The organism is Pseudaestuariivita atlantica, assembly GCF_001205715.1.
GTDB lineage: Bacteria > Pseudomonadota > Alphaproteobacteria > Rhodobacterales > Rhodobacteraceae > Pseudaestuariivita > Pseudaestuariivita atlantica.
Window position 1 is genome coordinate 102,365 of sequence record NZ_AQQZ01000005.1, and the last position, 23,253, is coordinate 125,617.

General features: G+C 68.1%; 25 protein-coding genes and 1 riboswitch. Of the genes, 8 read left to right on the plus strand and 17 right to left on the minus strand.

The genetic code is table 11. The features are described from left to right. Positions 1–121: 121 nt before the first annotated feature. Genes ATO11_RS12515 through ATO11_RS12545 form a run of 7 tightly spaced genes read right to left on the minus strand, consistent with a single transcriptional unit; the run spans position 122 to position 6,772 of the window. Entirely contained in the window at positions 122–1,048 is a 927-nt protein-coding gene (locus ATO11_RS12515) for an aminotransferase class IV (RefSeq protein WP_050531231.1), read from the minus strand. Beyond that, complete coding sequence (locus tag ATO11_RS12520; RefSeq protein ID WP_050531232.1) at positions 1,045–2,112, minus strand: Gfo/Idh/MocA family protein; 1,068 nt, start codon at positions 2,110–2,112, stop codon at positions 1,045–1,047. The genes ATO11_RS12515 and ATO11_RS12520 overlap by 4 nt, the downstream gene beginning before the upstream one ends. Beyond that, a complete protein-coding gene (locus ATO11_RS12525) occupies positions 2,109–3,110 on the minus strand; it encodes a Gfo/Idh/MocA family protein (RefSeq protein WP_050531233.1) in 1,002 nt (333 codons plus the stop codon). The genes ATO11_RS12520 and ATO11_RS12525 overlap by 4 nt, the downstream gene beginning before the upstream one ends. 15 nt (positions 3,111–3,125) lie before the next feature. Then, positions 3,126–4,145: a Gfo/Idh/MocA family protein gene (locus tag ATO11_RS12530; RefSeq protein ID WP_050531234.1), complete on the minus strand. Its 1,020-nt coding sequence runs from the start codon at positions 4,143–4,145 to the stop codon at positions 3,126–3,128. After that, positions 4,142–4,771: a nucleoside/nucleotide kinase family protein gene (locus tag ATO11_RS12535; protein ID WP_207382967.1), complete on the minus strand. Its 630-nt coding sequence runs from the start codon at positions 4,769–4,771 to the stop codon at positions 4,142–4,144. Before ATO11_RS12535 ends, ATO11_RS12530 begins: the two co-directional genes overlap by 4 nt. Beyond that, entirely contained in the window at positions 4,759–6,111 is a 1,353-nt protein-coding gene (locus ATO11_RS12540; protein ID WP_050531236.1) for a lyase family protein, read from the minus strand. Before ATO11_RS12540 ends, ATO11_RS12535 begins: the two co-directional genes overlap by 13 nt. Positions 6,112–6,142: 31 nt before the next feature. Further along, on the minus strand, positions 6,143–6,772 hold the full coding sequence (locus ATO11_RS12545) for a TetR/AcrR family transcriptional regulator (protein ID WP_050531237.1): 630 nt from the start codon (positions 6,770–6,772) through the stop codon (positions 6,143–6,145). A gap of 72 nt (positions 6,773–6,844) precedes the next feature. On the opposite strand from ATO11_RS12545, the gene ATO11_RS12550 reads away from it, so the two are divergent. After that, complete coding sequence (locus ATO11_RS12550; protein WP_050531238.1) at positions 6,845–8,212, plus strand: aminotransferase; 1,368 nt, start codon at positions 6,845–6,847, stop codon at positions 8,210–8,212. Beyond that, on the plus strand, positions 8,209–9,780 hold the full coding sequence (locus ATO11_RS12555; protein ID WP_050531239.1) for a zinc-binding metallopeptidase family protein: 1,572 nt from the start codon (positions 8,209–8,211) through the stop codon (positions 9,778–9,780). Before ATO11_RS12550 ends, ATO11_RS12555 begins: the two co-directional genes overlap by 4 nt. 29 nt (positions 9,781–9,809) lie before the next feature. Here ATO11_RS12555 and ATO11_RS12560 read toward each other — a convergent pair whose 3' ends face one another. Genes ATO11_RS12560 through thiD form a run of 10 tightly spaced genes read right to left on the minus strand, consistent with a single transcriptional unit; the run spans position 9,810 to position 17,140 of the window. Beyond that, positions 9,810–10,550, minus strand: a complete 741-nt coding sequence (locus ATO11_RS12560; RefSeq protein WP_050531240.1) for an ABC transporter permease — start codon at positions 10,548–10,550, stop codon at positions 9,810–9,812. After that, the gene (locus tag ATO11_RS12565; protein ID WP_050531241.1) at positions 10,547–11,275 is read right to left on the minus strand and encodes an ABC transporter ATP-binding protein; all 729 of its coding nucleotides are present in this window, start codon (positions 11,273–11,275) and stop codon (positions 10,547–10,549) included. Before ATO11_RS12565 ends, ATO11_RS12560 begins: the two co-directional genes overlap by 4 nt. Continuing rightward, the gene (locus ATO11_RS12570; protein ID WP_050531242.1) at positions 11,272–11,943 is read right to left on the minus strand and encodes a TenA family protein; all 672 of its coding nucleotides are present in this window, start codon (positions 11,941–11,943) and stop codon (positions 11,272–11,274) included. Before ATO11_RS12570 ends, ATO11_RS12565 begins: the two co-directional genes overlap by 4 nt. Then, a complete protein-coding gene (locus ATO11_RS12575; RefSeq protein WP_050531243.1) occupies positions 11,940–12,875 on the minus strand; it encodes an ABC transporter substrate-binding protein in 936 nt (311 codons plus the stop codon). Before ATO11_RS12575 ends, ATO11_RS12570 begins: the two co-directional genes overlap by 4 nt. 13 nt (positions 12,876–12,888) lie before the next feature. Next, positions 12,889–13,842 carry a HesA/MoeB/ThiF family protein gene (locus ATO11_RS12580; protein WP_207382968.1) on the minus strand — a complete coding sequence of 318 codons (954 nt, stop codon included), beginning with the start codon at positions 13,840–13,842 and terminating at the stop codon, positions 12,889–12,891. Further along, complete coding sequence (locus tag ATO11_RS12585; protein ID WP_050531245.1) at positions 13,839–14,435, minus strand: thiamine phosphate synthase; 597 nt, start codon at positions 14,433–14,435, stop codon at positions 13,839–13,841. The genes ATO11_RS12580 and ATO11_RS12585 overlap by 4 nt, the downstream gene beginning before the upstream one ends. Beyond that, positions 14,432–15,196 carry a thiazole synthase gene (locus tag ATO11_RS12590; RefSeq protein ID WP_050531246.1) on the minus strand — a complete coding sequence of 255 codons (765 nt, stop codon included), beginning with the start codon at positions 15,194–15,196 and terminating at the stop codon, positions 14,432–14,434. The genes ATO11_RS12585 and ATO11_RS12590 overlap by 4 nt, the downstream gene beginning before the upstream one ends. Positions 15,197–15,199: 3 nt before the next feature. Further along, entirely contained in the window at positions 15,200–15,397 is a 198-nt protein-coding gene (thiS, locus tag ATO11_RS12595; protein WP_050531247.1) for a sulfur carrier protein ThiS, read from the minus strand. Continuing rightward, a complete protein-coding gene (locus ATO11_RS12600; RefSeq protein ID WP_050531405.1) occupies positions 15,381–16,355 on the minus strand; it encodes an FAD-dependent oxidoreductase in 975 nt (324 codons plus the stop codon). Before ATO11_RS12600 ends, thiS begins: the two co-directional genes overlap by 17 nt. Further along, positions 16,352–17,140, minus strand: a complete 789-nt coding sequence (thiD, locus tag ATO11_RS12605) for a bifunctional hydroxymethylpyrimidine kinase/phosphomethylpyrimidine kinase (protein ID WP_050531248.1) — start codon at positions 17,138–17,140, stop codon at positions 16,352–16,354. The genes ATO11_RS12600 and thiD overlap by 4 nt, the downstream gene beginning before the upstream one ends. A 46-nt stretch (positions 17,141–17,186) precedes the next feature. Next, positions 17,187–17,290: riboswitch (TPP riboswitch) on the minus strand. Between the two features lie 77 nt (positions 17,291–17,367). On the opposite strand from thiD, the gene ATO11_RS12610 reads away from it, so the two are divergent. From ATO11_RS12610 to ATO11_RS12635, 6 genes are all read left to right on the plus strand, one after another. Continuing rightward, entirely contained in the window at positions 17,368–17,985 is a 618-nt protein-coding gene (locus tag ATO11_RS12610) for a helix-turn-helix domain-containing protein (protein ID WP_082176288.1), read from the plus strand. A gap of 98 nt (positions 17,986–18,083) precedes the next feature. Further along, complete coding sequence (locus ATO11_RS12615; RefSeq protein ID WP_050531250.1) at positions 18,084–18,977, plus strand: class II glutamine amidotransferase; 894 nt, start codon at positions 18,084–18,086, stop codon at positions 18,975–18,977. Further along, positions 18,977–19,657, plus strand: coding sequence for a GltB/FmdC/FwdC-like GXGXG domain-containing protein (locus ATO11_RS12620; protein WP_050531251.1), 681 nt, complete (start codon positions 18,977–18,979; stop codon positions 19,655–19,657). The genes ATO11_RS12615 and ATO11_RS12620 overlap by 1 nt, the downstream gene beginning before the upstream one ends. After that, positions 19,657–20,973, plus strand: coding sequence for an FMN-binding glutamate synthase family protein (locus tag ATO11_RS12625; RefSeq protein ID WP_050531252.1), 1,317 nt, complete (start codon positions 19,657–19,659; stop codon positions 20,971–20,973). Before ATO11_RS12620 ends, ATO11_RS12625 begins: the two co-directional genes overlap by 1 nt. A 204-nt stretch (positions 20,974–21,177) precedes the next feature. Next, complete coding sequence (glnT, locus tag ATO11_RS12630; protein WP_050531253.1) at positions 21,178–22,485, plus strand: type III glutamate--ammonia ligase; 1,308 nt, start codon at positions 21,178–21,180, stop codon at positions 22,483–22,485. Positions 22,486–22,548: 63 nt separating this feature from the next. Next, positions 22,549–23,244 (plus strand): fumarylacetoacetate hydrolase family protein, encoded by a 696-nt coding sequence (locus ATO11_RS12635; protein ID WP_050531254.1) that lies wholly within the window; start codon positions 22,549–22,551, stop codon positions 23,242–23,244. Positions 23,245–23,253 lie beyond the last annotated feature (9 nt).

Consider the following 23,253-nt stretch of genomic DNA (forward strand, 5'->3'; position numbering starts at 1 on the left):
CTCCCGGCACGGGGGCTTCTTCTCTTTCGAAATATGTCAGGGGGTTTGGGGGACTGGTCCCCCAAGGCCTGCGTGGCCTGAACGCAATCGAAAACGCGCGCGGCACGCGCTCCTTTCGGGATCAGCGCCCGCGGGCGGCTTTCTGTTCGGCCACGTTGCGCGCCACCAGCGCCCTGTACCGCTTCCTGATCTCGCGCGTGACAGGACCCGCGCCGTCTCCGATCACCCGCCCGTCGATCGCCGACACCGGGGTCTGCGCGCCGAAGGTGCCGGTCAGGAACGCCTCGTCGGCCGAATAGGCCTCGTACAGCGAATAGTTCTTCTCGAACACCGGGATGCCGGCGTCGCGGCAGATCGCGATCACGTTCGTCCGCGTCACCCCGTTCATGCAGTAATCCCCGGTCGAGGTCCAAACCTCCCCCCGCCGCACGATAAAGAAATTGCAGGCATTGGTCGTGTTCACGAAGCCATGCGGGTCCAGCATCAGCGCCTCGTCCGCCCCCGCCGCTTCCGCCTGCAGGCAGGCGATCACGCAGTTCAGCTTGGAATGGCTGTTGAACTTGGCGTCCTGACTATGCGGCAATCCCCGCACCTGCGGAACGCTCGCCAGCCGGATGCCTTTCGACAGCGCCTCGGCCGGCCGCGAATGCTCGACAATCGCCACAACCGTCGGCCCCGACCGCGACAGCGACGGATGCTGGAACGGTTTCACCTTCACCCCCCGCGTCACCATCAGCCGGCAATGGGCGTCACCCACCATCCCGTTCGCCTCCGCCGTCCGGTCAAGCAGCGCGCGCACCTCCTCCGGCCCCATCCCCAGGTCCAGCCGCACCGCCTTCAGCGAGGAAAAGAGCCGGTCCATATGCGCATCGAAGAACGCCCACTCCCCGTCATAGAGCCGCATCCCCTCCCACATGCCGTCCCCCAGCATGAAGCCGCTGTCATAGACGCTGACCTTCGCCTCATCGCGATGCACCAGCTCGCCATCCACCCAGATCAAAAGGTCTCGGTTCCGGGCATCTTCCTCGGCGTCATGGGTGGTGGTCATCGCGCATCCTCCGGCAACCATGTGTGATAAAGTGGGTGGCCGGGGCCAGGCGGCAGGTCCACCGCGCGCGCCGTCCGGTCCGCATGATAGATCGCGGTGACCAGTTCCAGCGACCGCCGCCCATCCGCCAGCGTCACCGCGTCGCTGGGCTCGCCGTCGAGCGCATCTGCCACCGCCCCGAACAGGCCCGCATATCCCGCCGGCACCGGACCGACGCCTGCCAGCACCGCGTCCACCGCCTCTTGCGCGACTGGATCGCGGGCGACGAACCGCCACGGCGCGCGGGCGGGGGCATAGGCCTCGGTATCCGAGGTGACCGTCACGCCCTCGAACACCAACCGCAACCGCGAGTGATCGTCCGCCCCGCCCAGCGTGACCGAGGACGTGACCAGCGCGCCACCTTCCAACCGGAAGGTAAGGGCCGCGCTATCCTCCGTCTCGATATCATGCACCGGGTTGCCCAGCGCTGCCTGCACCTGCACCGGCGGGCCCATCAGCCACGACACCAAATCGTGGATATGGATCGCGTGCCCCAGCACGCAACCACCCCGCTCGCCCGCCCATGTCCCGCGCCACGGCACCGCGTAATAGGCCGCATCCCGGTTCCAGTGCGTCTCCAGCGACCCCGCAACCGGCCTGCCCGCCAGCCCCGCCGCGATCAGCGCCCTTAACTGCGCGCTGCCCGTCCCGAAGCGGTACTGGAAGACGGGAAACACCGGCTGCCCGGCCGCGCGGCTCGCCGCCTCCAGCCGGTCACACTCGGCCAGCGACGCGACCAGCGGCTTTTCACAGATTACCACCTTGCCCGCGCCCAGTGCCGCCTCGCAAGCATCCAGATGCAGATGCGGTGGCAGGCACACATCCACGATGTCGATGCCGGGATCGTCCAGCACCTGCCGCATGTCGGTGGTGAACGCTGCGCCCGCCGCGCTGGCCAATGCCTTCCCGCGTGCCCCGTCCAGATCGCAGATCGTGGCGACCGTGAAACGGCCCGGCAAGGCCGCGAACCCGTCGACATGCTGCGCCCCGATCCCCGCGCCGATGATGGCGACCCGCCGCGTCACGCCTCGGCCATCCTCTGCGCCTCGATGGCCAGTTCCATCGCCGTGAAGGCATGGGCCTGCGGCATCGCCGTTTCGGTCCGGTCCTGCACATCCGCGATCAGCCGCGCGAAATAGGGCAGGCCCGCATCGTCGCAGGCCATGCTCACGTTCTCCTCTCCGTTCACGAGGTACAGCGTATTGGTCCGGTGCGGCTGCCCGATATCGGTATATTTCCGCAACTCGATGAACCCGTCCGTGCCCTGGATGAAGAGCCGCCCGTCGCCCCATGTCGGCAACCCGTCCGCGGTGAACCAGTCCACCCGGACATATCCATGCCCCTTGTCGGAACGCAGCCCCATTTCCCCGAAATCCTGGAAGCCGGGATGCTGTGGAGCGGTCGAGTTCTCGACATGCGCATGCACAACCCGCGCGCTGGTCGAGCCGGTGAAATGGAGGAACTGGTCGACCTGGTGGGAGGCGATATCGCACAGGATGCCGCCATACCGCGACCGGTCGAAGAACCACGCGGGCCGCGTCTTGAGGTTCTGCTTGTGCGGCCCGATCCCCAGCGTCTGCACCACCCGCCCGATCGCGCCCGCGCGCACCAGCTCGTCCGCCCGCGTCACCGCCGGCACCTGGAACCGTTCCGAGAAGTTGACCGACCAGATGCGCCCCGTCCGCGCCTGCACCTCGCGCAGCGCGGCGAGTTGTTCGGGCGTCGTGCAGCCGGGCTTGTCGACCATCACGTCCTTGCCCGCCTCCATCGCCTCGATGGCAAGCGCCGCGCGGTCGGCAGGCACGGCAGAGATCAGGATCAGGTCCACCGCCGGATCGTCGAGGATGCGCCGCCGGTCCTCCACCCGTGTCAGATCGGGGTACGTTTGGCGGAACTTCTCCTCGGTCACGGCGGGTCCATCCGTCCACCACGCCTCGCACCGGCAGCCCTCGGCCAGCATGTGACCCAGCATCCCGAAGATATGGCCGTGATCGATACCCAGAACGCCCAGTTTCAGCGCCATTCCCGCCCCCCCGACCTAAGCCACGTCCACAACCGCCCCGGCGCGGGCAGAGCGTTCAAGCGCGTCGATCAGGCGATGCACGTCCAGCGCCGCGCGACCGGGCACCAGCGGTGGCCGCCCGGTCTCAATGGCCTCGGCGAAATCGGCGATCACGTGACCATGCCAGTCGCTGGTAAAGGCCATCGGATCGGCCCCCGCGCCCGAGGACGCCGCCGCGCCAATCTCCTCCAACCGGCCATCCTGCCAGTCGATCCGCAGCACCCCCGCCTCCAGATGTGCCGACCCCTGCGCGCCGTGCAGGGTAATCGTCTCGCCCCGTCCCGGAAAGCTGGCCGTGGTCGCGAACAGCTGGCCCACCGCGCCGCTGGCAAACCGCAGGCCCGCGCTGACGAAATCCTCCGCCTCCATCTCGTGAAACCCGGTCGTGGCCGCCATGGCCTGCACCTGCGCGACCGGACCTGCCAGCGACAGCATCAGGTCCAACGTGTGGATCGCCTGCGAAATCAGCACACCGCCGCCGTCGCGGGCATAGCTGCCGCGCCCCGGCGCGTCGTAATAGGCCTGTTCCCGCCACCACGGCACCGCGACCTCGACCGCGCGCAGGGGGCCAAGGTCCTCCAGCCGCGCGCGCAACTCGGCGACGACGGGCCGCGCGCGGTGCTGCAGCATGATGCCAAGGGGCACGCCCACGGCCTCGCAGGTCTCTACCAGCGCGGTGGCGGCAGACAGCGTGCGCTCCACCGGTTTTTCCATCAGGATCGGCACGCCCGCCGCCGCAAGGCGCGCGACCGCCTCCATGCGCGCGTCGGGCGGGGTGGTGAGGATGGCGAAATCCACCTCGTCATCCGCGGCGATCCCGGCAATATCCGCCACCGCCCTCGCGCCAAGATCGGGATGCGCGGCGAGGAACCTTTCGCGGCTGTCCTCCGACCGTGCATGGACGCTCCGCAAGGAAATACCCGGCAGGTTGCGCAAAGCGTCGGCATAGGTGCCTGCCACCATGCCCAGGCCGATCAGCGCGACTTGCACGGTCATCCGTCCCGCACGACGCGGTCGATCCCGACGCTGTGTTCCCGCACGAAATCGCCATTCGGCAGGTCGTTGTCGGCCACCTTGGCGCGGGCCGCATCCACGGACATGCCCAACCCGGTCCAGCGCGCCATCAACCGGCGTTCCAGCTCGTCGCGGTCCACCTCGACCATGACGCGCAGGTCGAAGGCGTCGCGCAGCGCGGCCCAGCCGTTTTGGTCGGTCAGAAGGTAATTACCCTCGACCAGCACGACGTCGACACTGGCGGGGATGATCGCGGCCCCGGCCCGCGCGATCTCGATCTCGCGGTCAAAGACGGGCACCGCGACATCTTCTTTGCCCGATCTCAGCCGCGCCAGCATCGCGGCCAGTCCGCCCACGTCGAACGTGTGCGGCGCGCCCTTGCGGGCCCGGTCGCCGCGCGCCTCCAGCACCCGGTCGTCGAAATGGAACCCGTCCATGCCCATGACCGCCGCGCGCCCCGGCGCGCCTGCGTTCAGGGTATCGGCCAGCATGTCGGCCAGGGTCGACTTGCCACCGCCCGGCGCCCCCGCGATCCCCACCAGCGTCCGCCTGCCCTTGGGCAACGCGGCCAGTTCCGCTGCAAGCGCTTCGGCAGTCACCTCGGCCATGAGCCGCTCCATCTCTGGCGCGTGGCAAAGACGCGCGTTGCTTCCACCCGGCAGGCCGGGATGACCGATGCGGGGTCCAGCACCGCCGCCCAGTCCTCGTCTATATCCGCAAATGCCTGCGCCATCGGCGTTTCACCGGCAAGGGCCGCCTTGACCCGCGCCTGCGCCTCCGCCCGTGGCATGTGGCGTGCCAGCGCGAAACTCGCGGCCTCCGCCATGACGCCGGGATGCGCGGCCAGCGTCGCCGCCATCCGGTCCGGCCTCGGGTCCAGCGAGGTCACCAGCGCCTCGGCATGCCGCAGGGCCGCGCCGAGGCTCACCACCAGTTGCGGCAGATACACCCAATCCAGCGGCCACGCGGTGCCATCCCGCTCCTCGGCATGGGCCGCGAACCCGGCAAGGCCCTGCGCCGCCTGCCCGCAAAGGACCGCCAGCGCCCGGATCGCCTCTGCTCCGACCGGGTTGGCCTTCTGCGGCATGGTGGACGAACCTCCACCCGCGCCCGCCGTGACCTCGGCAATCTCGGACCGCACCAGCAGGATCACGTCGCCCGCGCATTTCGACAGGCCCGCCGCCACGCCCTGCGCCCACGCCGCGAGCGCAAGGTAGGGCGAGCGATCCGTGTGCCATGGCGGCGCGTCATGCAGGCCCAGTTCCCGCGCCATGGCCGCGCCCACGGCGGGCCCGTGCGGCGCGATCGCCGTGCCCGCACCCGATGCCCCGCCGAACTGGATACGGAAGAGCGCGCGCGCCAGGGCGTCCAGCCCCGCCTCGGCCCCGAGCAGGGGCTGCGCCCAGCGCGCGGCCTTCAGGCCGAAGGTGACGGGCGTCGCCACCTGACCCCGCGTGCGCCCGGCCATTACCTGTACCGCCTGCGCGTTCGACAGGCGCTGAAGCCCGTCGATCACCCGCACAAGCCGCGCCGCGATCGCGTCCATCGCGTCCCGCAGACACAGGACCATGGCGGTATCCACGATGTCCTGCGAGGTCGCCCCCCAGTGCACCCAATGCGCCAGGTCGTCCGGCAATCCCCTGCGCAACGCCGCAACCAGCGCCGGCACCACGACGCCCGCCTGCGCGGCCCCTTCGGCGAGGTCCCCCGGCGCGATCCCGATCCCATCCAAAGCCTCCGCCAATCGCGCGGCCGCCTCGTCCGGAACGACGCCCACCGCGCCTTCGGCCCGCGCCAAAGCCGCCTCAACCCGGATCATCGCGCGCACCTGTGTCGCGTCATCAAGGCAGGCGGCGACCTCGGCATCGCCGTAAAGCGAGGCGTAGATTTCGGATGTCGTGATGCCCGGCAGCATGCAGGTCTCTCTATCGGTGATCGGCGCCAACATTGGCTGCGCACCCGCCCATTGGCAAGCGCGTTCAGCCGCGTGCGACCCGCCCCGGCTCGGCCAGGCTGACGATGGCGGTCACGGTGCCTTCCACCGCCCCGCGCAACGCATCAAGCGTCATGTCCGCGTCCCGCGAATACTCGAAGAACAGCATGTTCACCGTGTTGAACAGCGCCGTCGCAAAGGGCGCGGGCGTGACATTGCCGCGCAATGCCCCGCGCTCCTTCAACCGCACCGTCATCTCGACAAGGCAGGCGCACAGCTCGCGATCCACCTCGCGAAAGCGCGACGCCGCCTCGGTCCCGGTTTCCGAAAACGCATGCGCGATCCCCTGCCGCCACAGGTCGCGATTGCCCAGCATGTCGCGCGGCTCGAACCACGCGGCGAAACAGGCGTGGTACGCCTCCATGGCCGAGGGCGGCGGATCGCCTGCAAGGGCGCGGGTCGCGTCCAGCACCGCCTCCGCCTCCCGCACCAGCAGTGTCATCAGGATGTCGCCCTTGCCGTCGAAATAATTGTAAACCGTCGCCGTCGACACCCCCGCCGCATCCGAGATCTGCTCGGCCCGCACCGGATCGAACCCGTGTTCAAGGTAAAGCCCCGCCGCCGCGTCCAGAATGGCCGCCCGCCGGGTCGATTTCTGCTCGTCTCTCAATCCCATGACCTTCGGTCGCACAAATTGGAATTGATTTCAAGTTTTGAGTTGGCTACAGCAAAGGGGAAAGGAGCTCCCATGACCAACCTCGCCGCGACCGTCGCCGCACATGACAAACGCCACGCCCTGCGCCCCTGGACCAACTTCGAAGCCTTCGAAGCCGATCCGCAGCTTGTGATCGCGCGCGGAGACGGCGCGTGGCTCGAAGACATCGACGGCAAACGCTACCTCGACGCCGTCGGCGGGCTCTGGTGCACCAATATCGGGCTGGGGCGGGACGAGATGGCCGATGCCATTGCCGACCAGGTGCGCGAACTGGCGTTTTCCTCGACCTTTGTCGACATGACGAACACGCCCGCTGCGCTCCTTGCCGCCAAGATCGCGTCACTCGCGCCCGGTGATTTGAACCGCGTGCACTTCACCACCGGTGGCTCCACCGCCGTCGACAGCGCCTACCGGATGGTGCAGTTCTACCAATCCTCGATCGGCCGCCCGGAAAAGTGCCACGTCATAGCCCGCGACAACGGCTATCACGGGTCGACCTTTGCCACGATGTCGATCGGCAACAAGCCCGGCGACCGGGCACCGGAATTCCACTACCTCAGCGACACGATCCACCACGTCTCGGCCCCCTATCCCTACCGCGTGGGCGCGGGGATGGACGACGCCACATTCACGCAATGGCTGGTGGACGAATTCGAAGCCAAGATCGCCGAGGTCGGCGCGGACCGCGTCGGCGCGTTCTTCGCCGAACCGATCATGGGCGCGGGCGGCGTGATCGTCCCGCCCGAAGGCTACTTCAAGGCGATGTGGGAGGTCTGCCAGCGCCACGGCATCCTCTTCGTCGCGGACGAGGTCGTCACCGCGTGGGGCCGCCTTGGCCACTGGTTCGCGTCGCGGGACGAATTCGGCGTGCAGCCCGACATCATCTGCTCGGCCAAGGGCCTGACATCGGGCTACCTGCCGCTGGGTGCGATGATCTATTCCGACCGCATCCATGACGCGATCAGCAGCGACAAAAGCCGCTGGTACACGTCCGGCTACACCTATTCCGGTCACCCGGTCTGCTGCGCTGCCGCCCTGAAGAACATTGAGATCCTCGAACGCGAGGAAATCCTCGCCCATGTCCGCAAGATCGGCCCCTATTTCGAGGATCAGCTCGCCACCCTCGCCGACCTGCCCACCGTCGGACAGGTCCGGGGCCGCAAGCTGATGATGTGTATCGAGAACGTGGCCGACAAGGCGACCCGCGCGCTGCACCCCGACGAGGTCAACATCGGCAAGCGCATCTCGGACAAGGCCGAAGAGTTGGGCCTGATCGTGCGTCCCATCGGGCCGCTCAACATCATGTCGCCGCCGCTCATCATCACCGAAAGGGACGTCGACACCATCGTCGACCGCCTTGGCCGCGCGATCGAGATGGTCCACCGCGACCTCGCCGCATGAGCGCGCATTGGGCATGGATCGACGCGCACCGCGCCGACCTGTCCGACTGGTGCGCCACGATCTTCGAATACGGGGAGACCGCGTGGCGCGAATACCGCTCTGCCGCGTGGTATGTCGACCGCCTCCGCCGCGAGGGGTTCGATGTAGAGGAAGGCTCGGGCGGCATGCCCACCGCATTCTGCGCGCACTGGTCGAACGGCCCCGGCCCCACGATCCTGATGTATGCCGAGTACGACGGCATCCCCGGCCAGTGCCAGGCGGCCTCCACCCGCGAAGAACCCCGCACAGGCCTCACCACCCGCGCGGGCGGCCACACAGACCCGCACTCCGCGCTTGGCATCGGCGCGCTTGGCGCGCTGCTGGCCACCAAGGCCGCGATGCAGCACCACGGCATCCCCGGCACCCTGCGCTTTACGGGTGAGCCCGCCGAAAAGGTGCGCGGATCGAAGCCGATCCACGCCGCCGCCGGATATTACGACGGCCTCGACGCCGCGCTGTCCTTCCACCCGTATTACATGGACCCGCTCTGCAACACGGTCCGGTGGGACACGCATTGCGGCGCGGCCTTCTCGATGGTCTACCGCTTCCGATGCGACGCGCCGCATCTCTGGCAAGGGGGTCGGCTGACAAGCAGCCGACCTACATCCAGCGCCCGTAGGTCGGGTGATCCTCACCCGACGCCCCCCATCCCGCAGGCCCATTCCGACGTGCGCGCGCCGGGGGCGCAGGACGCGCTGGTGCAGATGTACCAATCGGCCCGCCTGACCCGCGACGCGATGCTGCCCCATCGCGGCGGCTGGTCGATCTCCGAGGCGATCCTCGCCGCAGGCCAAGCCACCGCCGACAACCTCCCCGAAACCCGCGCGGACCTGCAATACATGATCCGCACCTCTACGGTGGAAGAGGCCGAAACCGTCACCGCTCGGCTCGACACGCTGGCCGAAGCCGCCGCCGCGTCCACGGGGTGTTCGTGGGAAAAGATCTGGGTCTCGAAATCCCGTCCGGGCCTCGCCAACCACGCCATCGCGCAGGTGACATGGGACGCATTGCAGGCCGCCGGCCCGCCCCGCTGGTCCGAGGCCGCGCACAGGCTGATGGCCGAGGTGCAGGCGAACGCCACCGGCGAAGCGACGACCTACGCGCCCAACACCGCCCTCGAAACCCTCACCGACCCGCAAGAAGCAGAGGCCATCCTGCGCCGCGACCTGCCCCCCTCGCAGTCAAACAGCACGTCCGACGACTACACCGAAATGACGTGGCACGCGCCCACCGCGCGGCTCTACATCGCGCGTCCCACGCTCACCGGCGGTCCGTACCCGCCGTGGACGATGAACGCCCTTGGCGGCCTGCCTGCCTGCATCGACCCGACGATCCTCACCGCCGCCCGCACGCTGTCCCAAGCCGCGCTCCGGCTTCTGCAGGACGACGAGGCGCGTGGCGCAGCGAGCGACGAGTTCCACCGCCGGACATCCGAAAACCCGATCCCGCCGCTCTGCGATTACGCCCCGCCCATCGACCTCGACTGGCCAGAATACGCCGACACCCCGCGCGGCCGCATCTGGACCTGAGCGCACCCACTTTTTTCGTACGAAAAAAGTCAGCCCCCGCGCGCAAACGCCTCCAGCCGCCGGGCAAATATGCCGACCGCCCAGTGCAGCAGCACCGTCAGCACCGCCAGCGTGATCAGCGCCGCGAACATCAGGTCGATCTTCGCTCGCCCGTTCGCCAGCAGCATCAAATATCCTAGGCCCTTCGACGCGCCCACCCACTCGCCGATCACCGCCCCGATGGGCGCATAGACCGCCGCCAGCCGAAGGCCCGTCCCCATCGACGGCAGTGCATGCGGCAAGCGCAGCACCCACAACTCTCGCCACTTGCCCGCGCCCATGACGCGGCCCAGATCGACGACCCCCGCAGGCGTCGCCCGCAGCCCGTCGAACACCGCCGCAGTCACCGGGAAATAGATGATCAGGATTGCCATCACGATCTTCGACGCGATCCCGTAGCCGAACCACAGCGTCAGGATCGGGGCGAGGGCAAAGACCGGCACCGCCTGCGTGAAGACGAGGATCGGCAGCATCACCCGCTCCGCCGTCTTCGACATCATCAACTGCACCGCCGTGACCAGCCCCAGCACCGTGCCCAGCACAAGGCCCAGCGCGACCTCCAGCGCGGTGACCCACGCGTTCTCGGCAATGATCTCGCGCGAGGACCACGCCGCCTGCGCAACGCGCCACGGCGAGGGCAGGATGTAATGCGGCGCACCCGTGATCCACACCAGCGCCTGCCAGATCGCCAGCCCCACGCCCAGCGCCAGAAGAAGGTCGAGCCGCCTCATGTCGCGATCGCCCGCAGATGCGCCAGCAGATCGGCCTGCGCGCGTTGGGTTTCCGCCGCCTGCACGTCGCGCACCGGATCGGCTTCGGGCACCGGCCAGCCAGAAAGCCCTGCCTGTGTCAGCACGTGCACGTGATGGCCCAGCCGGATCGCCTCTGCCGGGTCGTGGGTGACCAGCAGCACCGTCCGCCCCTTCAGCACATCCGCCGCCAGTTCCTGCATGTCCGCCCGTGTGCGCGCATCGAGGGCCGAGAACGGTTCGTCCAGCAGCACGACCGGGCGATCCTCCATCAGCGTCCGCGCCAGCGCCACACGCTGCCGCATGCCGCCCGAAAGGGCGCGCGGGGTCTTGTCGGCATGCTCCGACAGTCCGACCCGCGCGATCAGCGCGTCGACCTTCGCCGCGTCCACCGGCACACCCCGCAGGGACGCGCCCAGCCCGACATTCCCGCGCACATCGCGCCACGGCAGCAGCAAATCCTCCTGCGCCATGTACCCGCAGCGCCCCTCCAGCGCCTGCCCGTCACTCGCCGTGACCGACCCGTCAAAGGTGCCGCCCGTCTCCAGCCCGAGGATCAGCCGCAGGATAGTGGACTTGCCCACGCCCGATGGGCCCAGCAGGCAGGTCCACTCGCCGGGCGCTATGCGCAGGTCCAGGTCGCGGAACAGGTCCCGCCCGTCCATGCGCAGCGTGCCGCGCACCTCTATGGCGGGCGGGGCCGTCACGCCCCGCGCATCCCCATGTCCCAGAACCCGACCTCCAGCCGCGTCGCCATGTCGAACCGCGATTGCAGAGCCACAACCCTCGGCGACACGCCCAAATCACCCACGCGCCGCGCCACGCTTGTGTCGATCATCACACCCACCGCGCGGCACACGTCCTGGTATTCCTCCCCGGCATAGGTCTCGATCCACGCGGAGTACGGCCCGCCCGACCCGGCCAGCCGCGCGCCGATCTCGCCATAGCCCATGACGCAGGGCGCCAGCGCCGCCATCATGTCAAGGAAATCGCCCTGCACCCCCGCATCCATGACGAACCGGGTATAGGCGAGGTTCTCCACCTCCTCGACCGCGCCGAACAACTGGTCCTCGGTCAGCCCCTCGCCCGCACAGGTCTCCACGTGCAAGGCCATCTCGTGATTGACGAGCGCATCGACGGTGCCCGCACAAACCTTCATCTCGTCCAGCGTTTCCGACTTCACGACCGCCAGCGACCACGCGCGCGAGAAATGCACGAGGAACACGTAATCCTGCACGAGGTAGTGGAGGAACGCCGCGCGCGGCAGCGTTCCGTCCTTCAGACCCTCGACAAAGGCGTGGCGCGTATAGGCCGCCCAATGCGGGCAGGCCGCGCGCCACGCGCCGAAGGTCGCGCCATAGTCCGGCCCGCTCATTCCGCCGTCAGGTCCACGGCGATCATGTCGACCGGGTTCTGCGACGGGATCAGCCCGGCCTCGGCCAGAAACGCCTCGAACGCCGCATACCGGCCCGCGCTGAACGCCGCCGGACGCAGGGCAAACCGCGGCAGCGTGTCGACCCAAGCCTTGGCGTTCAACTCGTCCTGCAACTCCTTCGACGTGCCGGAGAACAGCTCCCACGACTTTTCCGGGTTGTTGACGATGTATTGCGTCGCCTTCTCCGTCGCGGCGAGGAAGCGGGTGATCTTGTCCACATCCATCCGCTCGGGGTTGGCGACATAGATCAGCTCGTCATAGGCCGGCAGGCCCTCTTCCTCGACATAGAAACAGCGCCCTTCGACGCCTTCGATCTCCATCTGGTTCAACTCGAAATTCCGGTAGGCTCCGATCACCGCGTCCACCTGCCCCGACATCAGCGAGGGCGAGAGGGAAAAGTTCACGTTGATCAGTTCCACGTCGTCCAGCGACAGACCATACTTGCGCAGGATCGCCGACAGCACCGCTTCCTCGACCCCACCGACCGAGAACCCGACCTTCTTGCCCTTCAGATCGCCCGGCGACTGTACCGGCCCGTCGGCCAGCGCCAGCAGGCAGTTGAGCGGCGTGGCGACCAGCGTACCCACCCGTTTCAGCGGCAGCCCTTCATGGATCTGCAAATGCAGCTGCGGCTGATAGCTGATCGCCAGATCGGCCCGGCCAGCCGCCACCAGCTTCGGCGGGTCCGACGGGTCCGCAGGCGCGATGACCTCGACGTCGAGGTTCACGTCCGCGAAATAGCCCAGCTCCTCGGCCACGAGGATCGGCCCGTGATCGGGGTTCACGAACCAGTCGAGCAGCAGAGTCATCTTGTCCTGCGCCAATGCGGGAACGGCCATCAGTGCAAAGGCCGCGGCCAACAGGTGTTTCATGTGGTTTTCTCCTTCAGGTGTCGCCCATGGCGATCAGTGCAATCTCTCCATCCCAGCGGGCCGCCAGATCGGTCGCCGCGCGCCATGCGCGCAGGCCGGTGCGGCACGCCAGAATGGCGCGTTCGGTGTCGGGTGTAGGCACCGCCTCGGGCGGGTGCCGGTGCGCGGACGGGTGGAACAGCGGCGCTTCCTCCGCGCCGCGCAGGTCCACCGCGAAATCCTCGGGCGTCACGTCCTCTGGCGCAATGAACCGCCACCCGGTCGCGGGTTCGGGGGCGGCGTCGAACCGGAAGCCTCCCATCCGGCAGGTCAGTCCATCCATCGTGACGACCTGCCCCAGCGGCGACGGCTCCAGCCCCAGCAGAACCCCCAGCGCCATCTGCGCCTGCGCCGCGCCCAGCATCCCTACCATCGGCCCCAACACACCCGCTGTATCGCAACTCGCAGCCTGCGCGGGCAGGTCGGGGAACACCGCGCGCAAGGACGGAGCGGTGCCGCAGAACCCGCCGCAATAACCGCTCATTCCAAGAACCGACGCGCTGACAAGCGGCGTCCCGGCCTCAAGACACGCATCCGACAGCGTATAGCTGACCGCGAACATGTCCGCGCAATCCAGAACGAGGGTCGCCGGGCCGACCAAGGCACTCGCATTCGCAGGCGTCAGCGCCTCGACCCGCCCCTCGACCGCAATCTCGCCATTCATCGCCCGCAGCACATCCCGCGCCACGCGGGCCTTCGGCTGGTCCACATCCACCTCGCGGAACAGCGTCTGCCGGTGCAGGTTGCTTTCCGACACGCGGTCGGGATCGAGGATCGTGATCCGCCCCAAGCCCGCCCCCGCAAGGTACGGCAACGCCGCGCATCCCAGCCCGCCTGCGCCGACCACCAGCACATGCGCACCGGCCAGCCGCGCCTGACCCTCCGCGCCGACTTCGGGCAACAGCATCTGGCGGGCATACCGGCTCATCCACAGGCCTCCAGCCACGCCCGCACCCGCGCCTCGGGGTCCTCGTTCAACGTGATGTCTGTCACGGCCGACACGATATCCGCCCCGGCCACGAACGCGCCCTGCGCCCGCTCGACCGACATGCCGCCGATGGCGACCAAGGGCACGTCACCCACCCGCGCCTTCCACTCGGTCACGCGGCCCAGCCCCTGCTGGTGCCACTTCATCTTCTTCAGGATCGTCGGATAAACCGGGCCCAGCGCGACGTAGCGCGGATCATGTGACAATGCGCGGTCCAGTTCGGCACCATCATGCGTCGAAAGGCCCAACCGGCACCCCGCGCGGCGGATCGCGGGGAGGTCCGCCTCGTCCAGATCCTCCTGTCCCAGATGCACGAAATCACACCCCAGATCGAGCGCCATCTGCCAGTGATCGTTCACCACCAATTGCGCTCCCGCTTCGCGGCACAGATCGCGCGCGCGGATGATCTCGGCGCGCAAGACGTCATCGGGCTGGTCCTTCACGCGCAACTGCACCAGCTTCACGCCCAAGGGCAGCATCCGCGCGATCCAGTCCGCGCTGTCGAAGATCGGGTAGAACCGAGCCAAACTCATTCGAGGAACGCCTTCCCGATCACCGGGGTCGAGGGCGCGGCCATGTCGCGCGGCTCCATCGGGTCGGCGTCGAATGCCAGCCGCCCAGCCTCCAGCGCCCGCGCGAACCCCTCGGCCATCATCGCCGGATCCCCCGCCTTGGCGACGGCGGTGTTCAGCAAGATCGCGTCGTATCCCAGCTCCATCGCCTGCGCCGCTTGTGACGGCAAGCCGAGGCCCGCATCGATCACGAGCGGCACGTCCGGGAAATGCGCCCGCATCGCGCGCAAGCCAAATAGGTTGTTCAGCCCCAGCCCCGACCCGATGGGCGCGCCCCACGGCATCAGCACCTTGCAGCCCGCATCCAGCAGCTTGCCCGCGACGACCAGATCCTCGGTCGTGTAGGGAAAGACCTCGAACCCGTCCTCGGACAGCACCCGCGCCGCCTCGACCAGACCAAAGACGTCGGGTTGCAGCGTGTCCTCCTCCCCGATCACCTCCAGCTTGATCCATTTCGTGCCGAACACCTCCCGCGCCATGTGCGCCGTCGTCACCGCCTCCCTGACCGTGTGGCACCCCGCCGTGTTCGGCAGGACGTGCACACCCAACTCCTTGATGAGAGACCAGAAATCCTGCCCTCCCCCCTGCTCGCGCCGCAGCGACACCGTCGCCACCGACGCACGGGAGCAGCGGAACGCCTCGGCCAGAACCGCGGGCGACGGATACTGCGCCGTGCCCAGCATCAGGGGCGTGTCCAGCGTCACTCCATAGAAATCCCGCATCCCTCAGCCTCCCTGCATCGGTGCCAGCACCTCGATGCGGTCACCGTCTTTCAACGCGGTCCCGGCCCGCAGGCCCACGGGCACGAAATCCCCGTTCACCGCCGTGGCGACGACCTTGCCGCCGAATCCCCGACTTTCCAGAAGATCGGCCAGCGTTGCCGCATCCGTTTCGACCCGTTCGCCGTTAAGCTCGACGTGCATCGCGCGCCTCCATCACCATGTCGGCCACCCGTTCCCCCAGCCACGGCCCCAACAGGAATCCGTGCCGGAAAAGACCATTCGCGCGGATCACAGCCCCGTCGCGCACCACGCGCGGCAGGTTGTCGGGGAAGGCCGGGCGGCTGTCGACGCCGATCTCCACCACCTCGGCCTCGCCGAAGGCCGGGTTCAGAGCATAGGCAGCGTTCAAAAGTTCCATCATCGACCGCGCCGTGATCCGGTCACCCACCGCCTCGATCTGCGTCGCGCCCAGCATGAAGATGCCACCACCGCGCGGCACGATGTAAAACGGCATCCGTGGGTGCAGCAGACGCACCGGGCGCGACAGCGACACCTCCGGGCAGGAGAGCACCAGCATCTCCCCCTTCACCCCGCGCAGGTCATCCAGTACATCACGGGCGGAAAAACCGCGCGTGTCGACCACCGTGCCGGGCAGCGACGCCGGTTCCACCTCGCCCACGCGGAACCGCACACCATCGGCCTGCAAGGCAGCGCGCAGCCCGGCCATCGCCGCGCGGGGCGTCAGATGCGCCTCGGCCTCGAAAAACAGCCCCTGCGACACGCGCCCCTCAAGGTCCGGCTCCAACTCTGCGATCCCCGCCGCACCAACCGTCCGATACCCCTCGGTCCGCTTGGCAAAGCGCGCCAGGTCCGCCCGGTCACGCGTCAGCGACACCACGAGAGACCCGTTCCGCGTCACCTCGGCTCCCGCCCGCTCCCACCAGTCGGCAGCGGACTGGCCCCAGGCCACCACCTCCGGCTCCGCGCTTTCCGCCTCGCAATAGGGCGCCAGCATGCCGCCCGCCCACCACGAGCAATGATGCGGGCCGGGGGCGGCCTCGCGGTCCCACACAACCACCTCCGCCCCGCGCCACGCCAGGGCGCGCGCGGCGCACAGGCCCGCGACCCCGGCCCCGACGATTGTGACCTGCGCGCTCACGCCCACAACTCGTGGAAATGGTGCACCGGCCCGTGCCCGTGACCCACGCGCAACCCATCCGCCGCACGGATCGCCCCGTGCAGCCAGCCATGCGCCGCCTCGACCGCGCCCGCCATGTCCTGCCCCTTGGCACACTCCGCCGCGATGGCTGAGGAATAGGAACATCCCGTCCCATGCGTGTTCCGCGTGTCGATCCGGGGGGCCGCAAAGCGACGCGGGCCATCAGGCCCGAGGAGCACATCCTCGCAGACATCACCCTCCCCATGTCCACCCTTGATCAGCACCGCCTTCGGCCCCAGCGCCAGCAGGCGCTCGCCGGTATCGCCGGTCACCTCCGCATCGCCCAACAAACGCGCGGCTTCCGGCAGGTTCGGCGTGATCAGGTCGGCGCGAGGCACCATCCGTTCGACCAGCGCCGCGACCGCCTCGTCCTGCAACAGCGCATCGCCCGATTTCGCGATCATCACCGGGTCCAGCACCACGGTCCCGCCGAACCCCTCCAGCCCCCGCGCCACCACGTCCACCAGTTCGGGCGAAAACAGCATCCCGATCTTCACCGCCGCCACGTCGAGGTCGGACAGGACCGCGTCGATCTGCGCCGCCACCACGTCCACCGGCACCGCGTGCACCGCGGTGACGGCCTGCGTGTTCTGCGCCGTGATCGCCGTGATGACCGACGCGCCGTACACCCCACGGGCCGAGAACGCCTTGAGATCCGCCTGGATACCAGCACCTCCGCCCGAATCCGAGCCAGCGATGGTCAGTGCGATGGGGGGATGCGCCATGCCCCGCCTCCTTTGGTCTTGGGCATGGACGAGGAGCGGGCGGCGGTCTGGCCGGTCATCCGTTCCCTACGCCGGTATTGCCCGGATCAGGTTCGACGGGTCAGCACGAGCACTTCTCAGCCTAATTTTTAGGCACCCCGACGGATATTCCCGAAATTAGGCCAGAACCCGCCGAAGGACAAGCATGCCCCTTGGACGATAGCGCAGGACTTGGCACTCTCCCGGCCATGCGGCCGCTTACCCAGGATCCCCACGGCAGTTCAGCCTTCTCAGACCGCGTGCTGGAAAGCGCGATCGGTCGGCAGGTGCGTGCCTTCCGCCACCACAAGGGGCTGACCGTCGCCCAGCTTTCGGCCGAGGCCAACCTGTCCCCCGGCATGCTGTCCAAGATCGAGAACGGCGCCACCTCCCCGTCGCTCACCTCGCTCCTCAGCCTGTCGCGCGCGCTGTCGGTGCCCATGACCGCCCTCTTCCGCGGGTTCGAGGAAGAGCGCGCCGTCTGCCACGTCAAGGCAGGCGACGGGGCCGAGGCAGAGCGCGCCGGCACCCGCGCCGGGCACCAGTATTCCCTGCTGGGCCACCTGCCGTCGACCAGCGCGGGCGTCGTGGTCGAACCCTACCTCATCACCCTGTCGACCGAGGCGGACGTGTTCCCCACCTTCCAGCATGACGGGATGGAGTTCCTCTACATGCTCGCGGGCGTCGTCGATTACCGCCACGGGACCAAGATCTTCCGGCTGGAACCGGGCGATTCGCTGTTCTTCGACGCCGATGCGCCGCACGGCCCCGAGGGGTTGATCGACCTGCCCGCCCGCTATCTGTCGATCATCTGCTACCCGCAGTGAACTCGGCACAGCCATTGTTCCCGTGATGAATTTTACTTGCCCCACTTGAATGTAGGTGCAACGCCGATAGGCTTGATGCATCTTCGAAGAGGTGCATCATGTGCGGCATTGTCGGACTGTTCCTGAAAGACCCATCGCTTGGCCCCGATCTTGGGCGGCACCTGACCGACATGCTGGTCACGATGTCGGATCGCGGGCCGGACAGCGCGGGGATCGCGGTCTATCGCGGCGGTGACGATGGCCGGGTCAAGATCACCGTGCAGGCCGCCGACCCGGACGCGGCCTTTGCCGGGCTAGACGCCGCGCTGTCCACTGAAACCGGCCACCCGGTGCAGGCAACCCGCACCGACACGCACCTGATCCTGTCGGTCCCGGCGGACGGGTCGGATGCCCTCCGCGCCGCAATCCGCGCCCGGCCCGACCTGCGGCTGATGTCGCGGGGTGACGCCATTGAAATCTACAAGGAAGTCGGCCAGCCCCGCAGCGTCGCCGACCGGTTCGACCTGCCCCGCCTCGCCGGCACCCACGGCATTGGCCATACCCGCATGGCCACCGAAAGCGCCGTCACGACGCTCGGCGCGCACCCGTTCTCCACCGGCGCGGACCAGTGCCTCGTCCACAACGGGTCCCTGTCGAACCACAACGACCTGCGCCGCCGCCTTGCACGGCAGGGGGTCGAGGTCGAAACCGAAAACGACACCGAAGTCGCCGCCGCCTACCTCACCCACCGGATGAACGAAGGGGCCTCGCTGGGTGAGGCGCTGGAGGCCGGCATCCGCGATCTCGACGGCTTCTACACCTTCGTCGTCGGCACCAAGACCGGCTTTGGCGTCTTGCGCGACCCCATCGCCTGCAAACCCGCCGTGCTGGCAGAAACCGATCAGTACGTGGCCTTCGGCAGCGAATACCGCGCGCTCGTCTCCCTGCCGGGGATCGAGGCCGCCAGGGTCTGGGAACCTGAACCCGCCACCGTCTATTTCTGGGAACACTGATGCAGACGCTCGACCTCGCCCAATCCGAACTCCGCGCTGTGAACGCCGCCCTTCAAGGTGAAGGCGCGGGCAGCAACCAGGCCTTCACCATCCTCAACCCGCGCGGCGCCCATGCGCTCGCCTGCGGGCTGGATGCCGCCATCGACGTCACCGTGGACGGCACCACCGGCTACTATTGCGGCGGCATGAACAAGGAGGCGACGATCCGCGTCACCGGATCGGTCGGCCCCGGCGTGGCCGAGAACATGATGTCCGGCCGCATGGTGATCGAGGGCGATGCCTCGCAATATGCAGGTGCCACGGGGCATGGCGGCCTCCTGGTCATCAAGGGCAACGCGTCCTCCCGCTGCGGCATTTCCATGAAGGGGATCGAGATAGTCGTGCACGGCAACGTCGGCCACATGAGCGCCTTCATGGGTCAGGCCGGATCGCTCGTAGTCTGCGGTGACGCGGGCGATGCATTGGGAGATTCGCTCTACGAGGCGAAACTCTTCGTCCGTGGCTCGGTCAAATCGCTCGGTGCCGACTGCATCGAGAAGGAGATGCGGCCCGAACACCTCGACCACCTCGCGCGGCTGCTGGAGGCGGGCGAATGCGATGCCGACCCGGCCTCCTTCCGCCGCTACGGCTCGGCCCGGAAACTCTACAACTTCGATATCGACAACGCGGGGGCCTATTGATGGACCAGACACCACGCACCACCCCCGTCACCCCGTGGACGTTCGACGACCACACCAACAGCTACATCCGCCGCGCGGCGGCAACGGGCATCTACGACATAAGGGGCGGCGGCGCGAAACGCCGCGTCCCGCATTTCGACGACCTTCTGTTCCTTGGCGCGTCCATGTCGCGATACCCGCTCGAAGGGTATCGCGAGGCCTGCGGGACCGACGTGACCCTCGGCACCCGGTTCGCCAAGAACCCCATCAAGCTCGACATCCCCATCACCATCGCGGGCATGTCCTTTGGCGCTTTGTCCGGGCAGGCCAAAGAAGCACTGGGGCGCGGAGCCTCCGCCGCAGGAACTTCCACCACCACCGGCGACGGCGGCATGACGCCCGAAGAACGCGGCCATTCCGACAAGCTGGTCTACCAATACCTCCCCTCCCGCTACGGCATGAACCCCGACGACCTGCGCCGCGCCGACGCGATCGAGATCGTCGTGGGACAGGGCGCGAAACCCGGCGGTGGCGGGATGCTGTTGGGCCAGAAAATCAACGACCGCGTGGCCGAGATGCGGACGCTCCCCAAGGGCGTCGACCAACGCTCCGCCTGCCGCCACCCCGACTGGACCGGGCCGGACGACCTCGAGATCAAGATCCTCGAACTGCGCGAGATCACCGGATGGAAGGTCCCGATCTACGTCAAGGTCGGCGGCGCGCGGCCCTATTACGACGTGACCCTGTCGGTGAAGGCGGGCGCGGACGTGGTTGTGCTGGACGGGATGCAGGGCGGCACCGCGGCCACGCAGGACGTCTTCATCGAACATGTCGGCCAGCCGACGCTTGCCTGCATCCGCCCCGCCGTTCAGGCGCTGCAAGACCTCGACATGCACCGCAAGGTTCAGCTGGTCGTGTCGGGCGGCGTGCGCACGGGCGCGGACGTGGCCAAGGCGTTGGCTCTGGGTGCCGATGCCGTCTCCATCGGCACCGCGGCCCTGATCGCGCTGGGTGACAACGATCCCCGTTGGGAGGCCGAGTACCAGAAGTTGGGCACCACGGCGGGGGCCTATGACGACTGGCACGAAGGCAACGATCCGGCGGGCATCACCACGCAGAACCCGGAACTGGCCTCGCGCCTCGACCCCGAAGCGGCGGGCCGGCGGCTGCGAAACTACCTCAAGGTGATGACTTTGGAAGCGCAGACCATCGCCCGCGCCTGCGGCAAAAGCCATGTGCTGAACTTGGAACCCGAAGACCTCTGCGCCCTAACGATCGAGGCGGCGGCCATGGCGCAGGTCCCGCTGTCGGGCACCAACTGGATCCCCGGCACATGAGCCGCGCCCCGACGGGGCCTGGACCGGCGATCCGTCCGTTCCTCCCGGGCACTTTATGCCTGACAAACCGAATAAGCGGCGGACGATGCGCTGGTGGCAGACATATCGCCGGGCCGTGGGAGGGCCCGTCGATGCGCGGCGGCCTGCGGCCTTGATTCCGCGCTGGGGCAACGCTCAAATGACACGACCAAGAAGGAGACCCACATGACCACCGATCTCGCCAGCTTCGCCAGCCAGAATGGCGTCAAATACTTCATGATCTCCTTCACCGACCTGTTCGGCGGCCAGCGCGCCAAACTGGTCCCCGCCGCCGCGATCTCTGAAATGCAGGAGGAAGGCGCCGGCTTCGCTGGCTTCGCCACCTACCTCGACATGACACCGGCCCACCCCGACATGCTCGCCGTGCCGGACCCCTCAAGCGTCATCCAGTTGCCCTGGAAACCCGAGGTCGCCTGGGTCGCCGCCAACCCGGTCATGGAAGGCGCGAAAGTCTCCCAGGCCCCGCGCAACGTGCTGGAGGCGCAAATCGCCAAGGCGGCGGAGAAGGGCCTGCGCGTCAAGACGGGGGTCGAGGCCGAATACTACCTGCTGACCGAAGACGGCTCGGCCCTGTCCGACCCCTACGACACCGCCGCCAAACCCTGCTACGACAGCCAGGCCCTGATGCGCCGCTACGACGTCATCGCCGAGATCTGCGACTACATGCTCGACCTCGGCTGGGGCCCCTACCAGAACGACCACGAAGACGCGAACGGCCAGTTCGAAATGAACTTCGAATTCGACGACGTGCTCAAGACCGCCGACAAGCACTCGTTCTTCAAGTTCATGACCAAATCCGTCGCCGAAAAGCACGGGCTGCGCGCCACCTTCATGGCCAAACCCATGCCGGGGCTCACCGGCAACGGCTGCCACGCGCACATCTCGGTCTGGGACATGGACGGCAAGACCAACGCGTTCGAGGATGACGGCGACGAACTGGGCCTCTCCCAGCAAGGCTACCATTTCCTCGGCGGGATCATCGGCCACGCGGCGGGCATGTCCGCGATCACCAACCCGACCGTGAATAGCTACAAACGCCTCAACGCGCCTGTCACGTCCTCGGGGGCGACATGGGCACCCAACACCATCTCGTGGACGGGCAACAACCGCACCCACATGGTCCGCGTGCCCGGTCCGGGCCGGTTCGAACTGCGCCTGCCAGACGGGTCGACCAACCCCTACCTGCTGCAGGCCGTCATCATCGCGGCGGGCCTGTCGGGGCTGGCGACCAAGGCCGATCCCGGCCCGCGCCGCGACAACGACATGTACGCCGAACCGCAAAAGGCGCGCGGGGCCAAGAAACTGCCGCTCAACCTGCTCGACGCCCTGCGCGCCTTCCACAAGGACAGCGACCTGCGCATCGCGCTTGGCAACGAGTGTTCGGACGCCTTCCTGAAACTCAAGCACGCGGAATGGACCGACTACATGGGCCACTTCACCGACTGGGAAAAGGCCAACGCGCTCGACATCTGATCGCCCTCGCCCTTGCGGTGCCCGCGCCCTTCAGGCACCACGCGCGGTGAAGGAGCCTCGCCCATGACACACCTGTTCGATCCCGCCCCCGTCTTCGCCCTGCCCGTCACGGGAGAGGACGCCACCTACCCGGTGAACCGCATCTTCTGCGTCGGGCGCAACTACGCCGCCCATGCCGCCGAAATGGGCGCGACCGTGGACCGCGAGGCGCCGTTCTACTTCACCAAGACGCCGGTCCATGCCGTGCAGTCGGGTGCCACGCTGCCCTACCCGCCCGCGACCGACGACTACCACCACGAGATGGAATTCACCTTCGCCCTCTCCGCCCCCCTCTTCCGCGCCACGCGGGACGAGGCCGAGGCGGCAATCTTCGGCTACGGCACGGGCCTCGACATGACCCGCCGGGACCTGCAGGCCAAGGCCAAGGAAACCCGCCGCCCGTGGGACATCTCCAAGGATGCCGAAGGCGCGGTCGTGCTGTCGGGCCTGACCCGCAAGGACGCGGCTGGCCCGCTCGCGGGCAAGGCGATCCGGCTGACGGTGAACGGCGAGGTCCGGCAGGACGCCACGCTCGATGACATGATCCACGACGTGACCGACATCCTCGTGCACCTCTCCACGCTCTACCACCTCGCGCCCGGCGACCTCGTCATGACGGGTACGCCGGCAGGCGTGGCGGCGGTCGTCGAAGGCGACGTGCTGCACGGTACGGTCGACGGCCTTCAGCCGGTCGACCTGACCCTCACCGCGCGGGAATAGCGAGGCCGC

Excerpts from the sequence above, each read along its gene's own strand:
- ATO11_RS12515 (WP_050531231.1), bottom strand. The coding sequence starts at position 1,048 with ATGACCACCACCCATGACGCCGAGGAAGATGCCCGGAACCGAGACCTT.
- ATO11_RS12525 (WP_050531233.1), bottom strand. The coding sequence starts at position 3,110 with ATGGCGCTGAAACTGGGCGTTCTGGGTATCGATCACGGCCATATCTTC.
- ATO11_RS12530 (WP_050531234.1), bottom strand. The coding sequence starts at position 4,145 with ATGACCGTGCAAGTCGCGCTGATCGGCCTGGGCATGGTGGCAGGCACC.
- ATO11_RS12535 (WP_207382967.1), bottom strand. The coding sequence starts at position 4,771 with ATGGCCGAGGTGACTGCCGAAGCGCTTGCAGCGGAACTGGCCGCGTTG.
- ATO11_RS12540 (WP_050531236.1), bottom strand. The coding sequence starts at position 6,111 with ATGTTGGCGCCGATCACCGATAGAGAGACCTGCATGCTGCCGGGCATC.
- ATO11_RS12545 (WP_050531237.1), bottom strand. The coding sequence starts at position 6,772 with ATGGGATTGAGAGACGAGCAGAAATCGACCCGGCGGGCGGCCATTCTG.
- ATO11_RS12550 (WP_050531238.1), top strand. The coding sequence starts at position 6,845 with ATGACCAACCTCGCCGCGACCGTCGCCGCACATGACAAACGCCACGCC.
- ATO11_RS12555 (WP_050531239.1), top strand. The coding sequence starts at position 8,209 with ATGAGCGCGCATTGGGCATGGATCGACGCGCACCGCGCCGACCTGTCC.
- ATO11_RS12560 (WP_050531240.1), bottom strand. The coding sequence starts at position 10,550 with ATGAGGCGGCTCGACCTTCTTCTGGCGCTGGGCGTGGGGCTGGCGATC.
- ATO11_RS12570 (WP_050531242.1), bottom strand. The coding sequence starts at position 11,943 with ATGAGCGGGCCGGACTATGGCGCGACCTTCGGCGCGTGGCGCGCGGCC.
- ATO11_RS12575 (WP_050531243.1), bottom strand. The coding sequence starts at position 12,875 with ATGAAACACCTGTTGGCCGCGGCCTTTGCACTGATGGCCGTTCCCGCA.
- ATO11_RS12580 (WP_207382968.1), bottom strand. The coding sequence starts at position 13,842 with ATGAGCCGGTATGCCCGCCAGATGCTGTTGCCCGAAGTCGGCGCGGAG.
- ATO11_RS12585 (WP_050531245.1), bottom strand. The coding sequence starts at position 14,435 with ATGAGTTTGGCTCGGTTCTACCCGATCTTCGACAGCGCGGACTGGATC.
- ATO11_RS12590 (WP_050531246.1), bottom strand. The coding sequence starts at position 15,196 with ATGCGGGATTTCTATGGAGTGACGCTGGACACGCCCCTGATGCTGGGC.
- thiS (WP_050531247.1), bottom strand. The coding sequence starts at position 15,397 with ATGCACGTCGAGCTTAACGGCGAACGGGTCGAAACGGATGCGGCAACG.
- thiD (WP_050531248.1), bottom strand. The coding sequence starts at position 17,140 with ATGGCGCATCCCCCCATCGCACTGACCATCGCTGGCTCGGATTCGGGC.
- ATO11_RS12610 (WP_082176288.1), top strand. The coding sequence starts at position 17,368 with ATGCGGCCGCTTACCCAGGATCCCCACGGCAGTTCAGCCTTCTCAGAC.
- ATO11_RS12615 (WP_050531250.1), top strand. The coding sequence starts at position 18,084 with ATGTGCGGCATTGTCGGACTGTTCCTGAAAGACCCATCGCTTGGCCCC.
- ATO11_RS12620 (WP_050531251.1), top strand. The coding sequence starts at position 18,977 with ATGCAGACGCTCGACCTCGCCCAATCCGAACTCCGCGCTGTGAACGCC.
- ATO11_RS12625 (WP_050531252.1), top strand. The coding sequence starts at position 19,657 with ATGGACCAGACACCACGCACCACCCCCGTCACCCCGTGGACGTTCGAC.
- glnT (WP_050531253.1), top strand. The coding sequence starts at position 21,178 with ATGACCACCGATCTCGCCAGCTTCGCCAGCCAGAATGGCGTCAAATAC.
- ATO11_RS12635 (WP_050531254.1), top strand. The coding sequence starts at position 22,549 with ATGACACACCTGTTCGATCCCGCCCCCGTCTTCGCCCTGCCCGTCACG.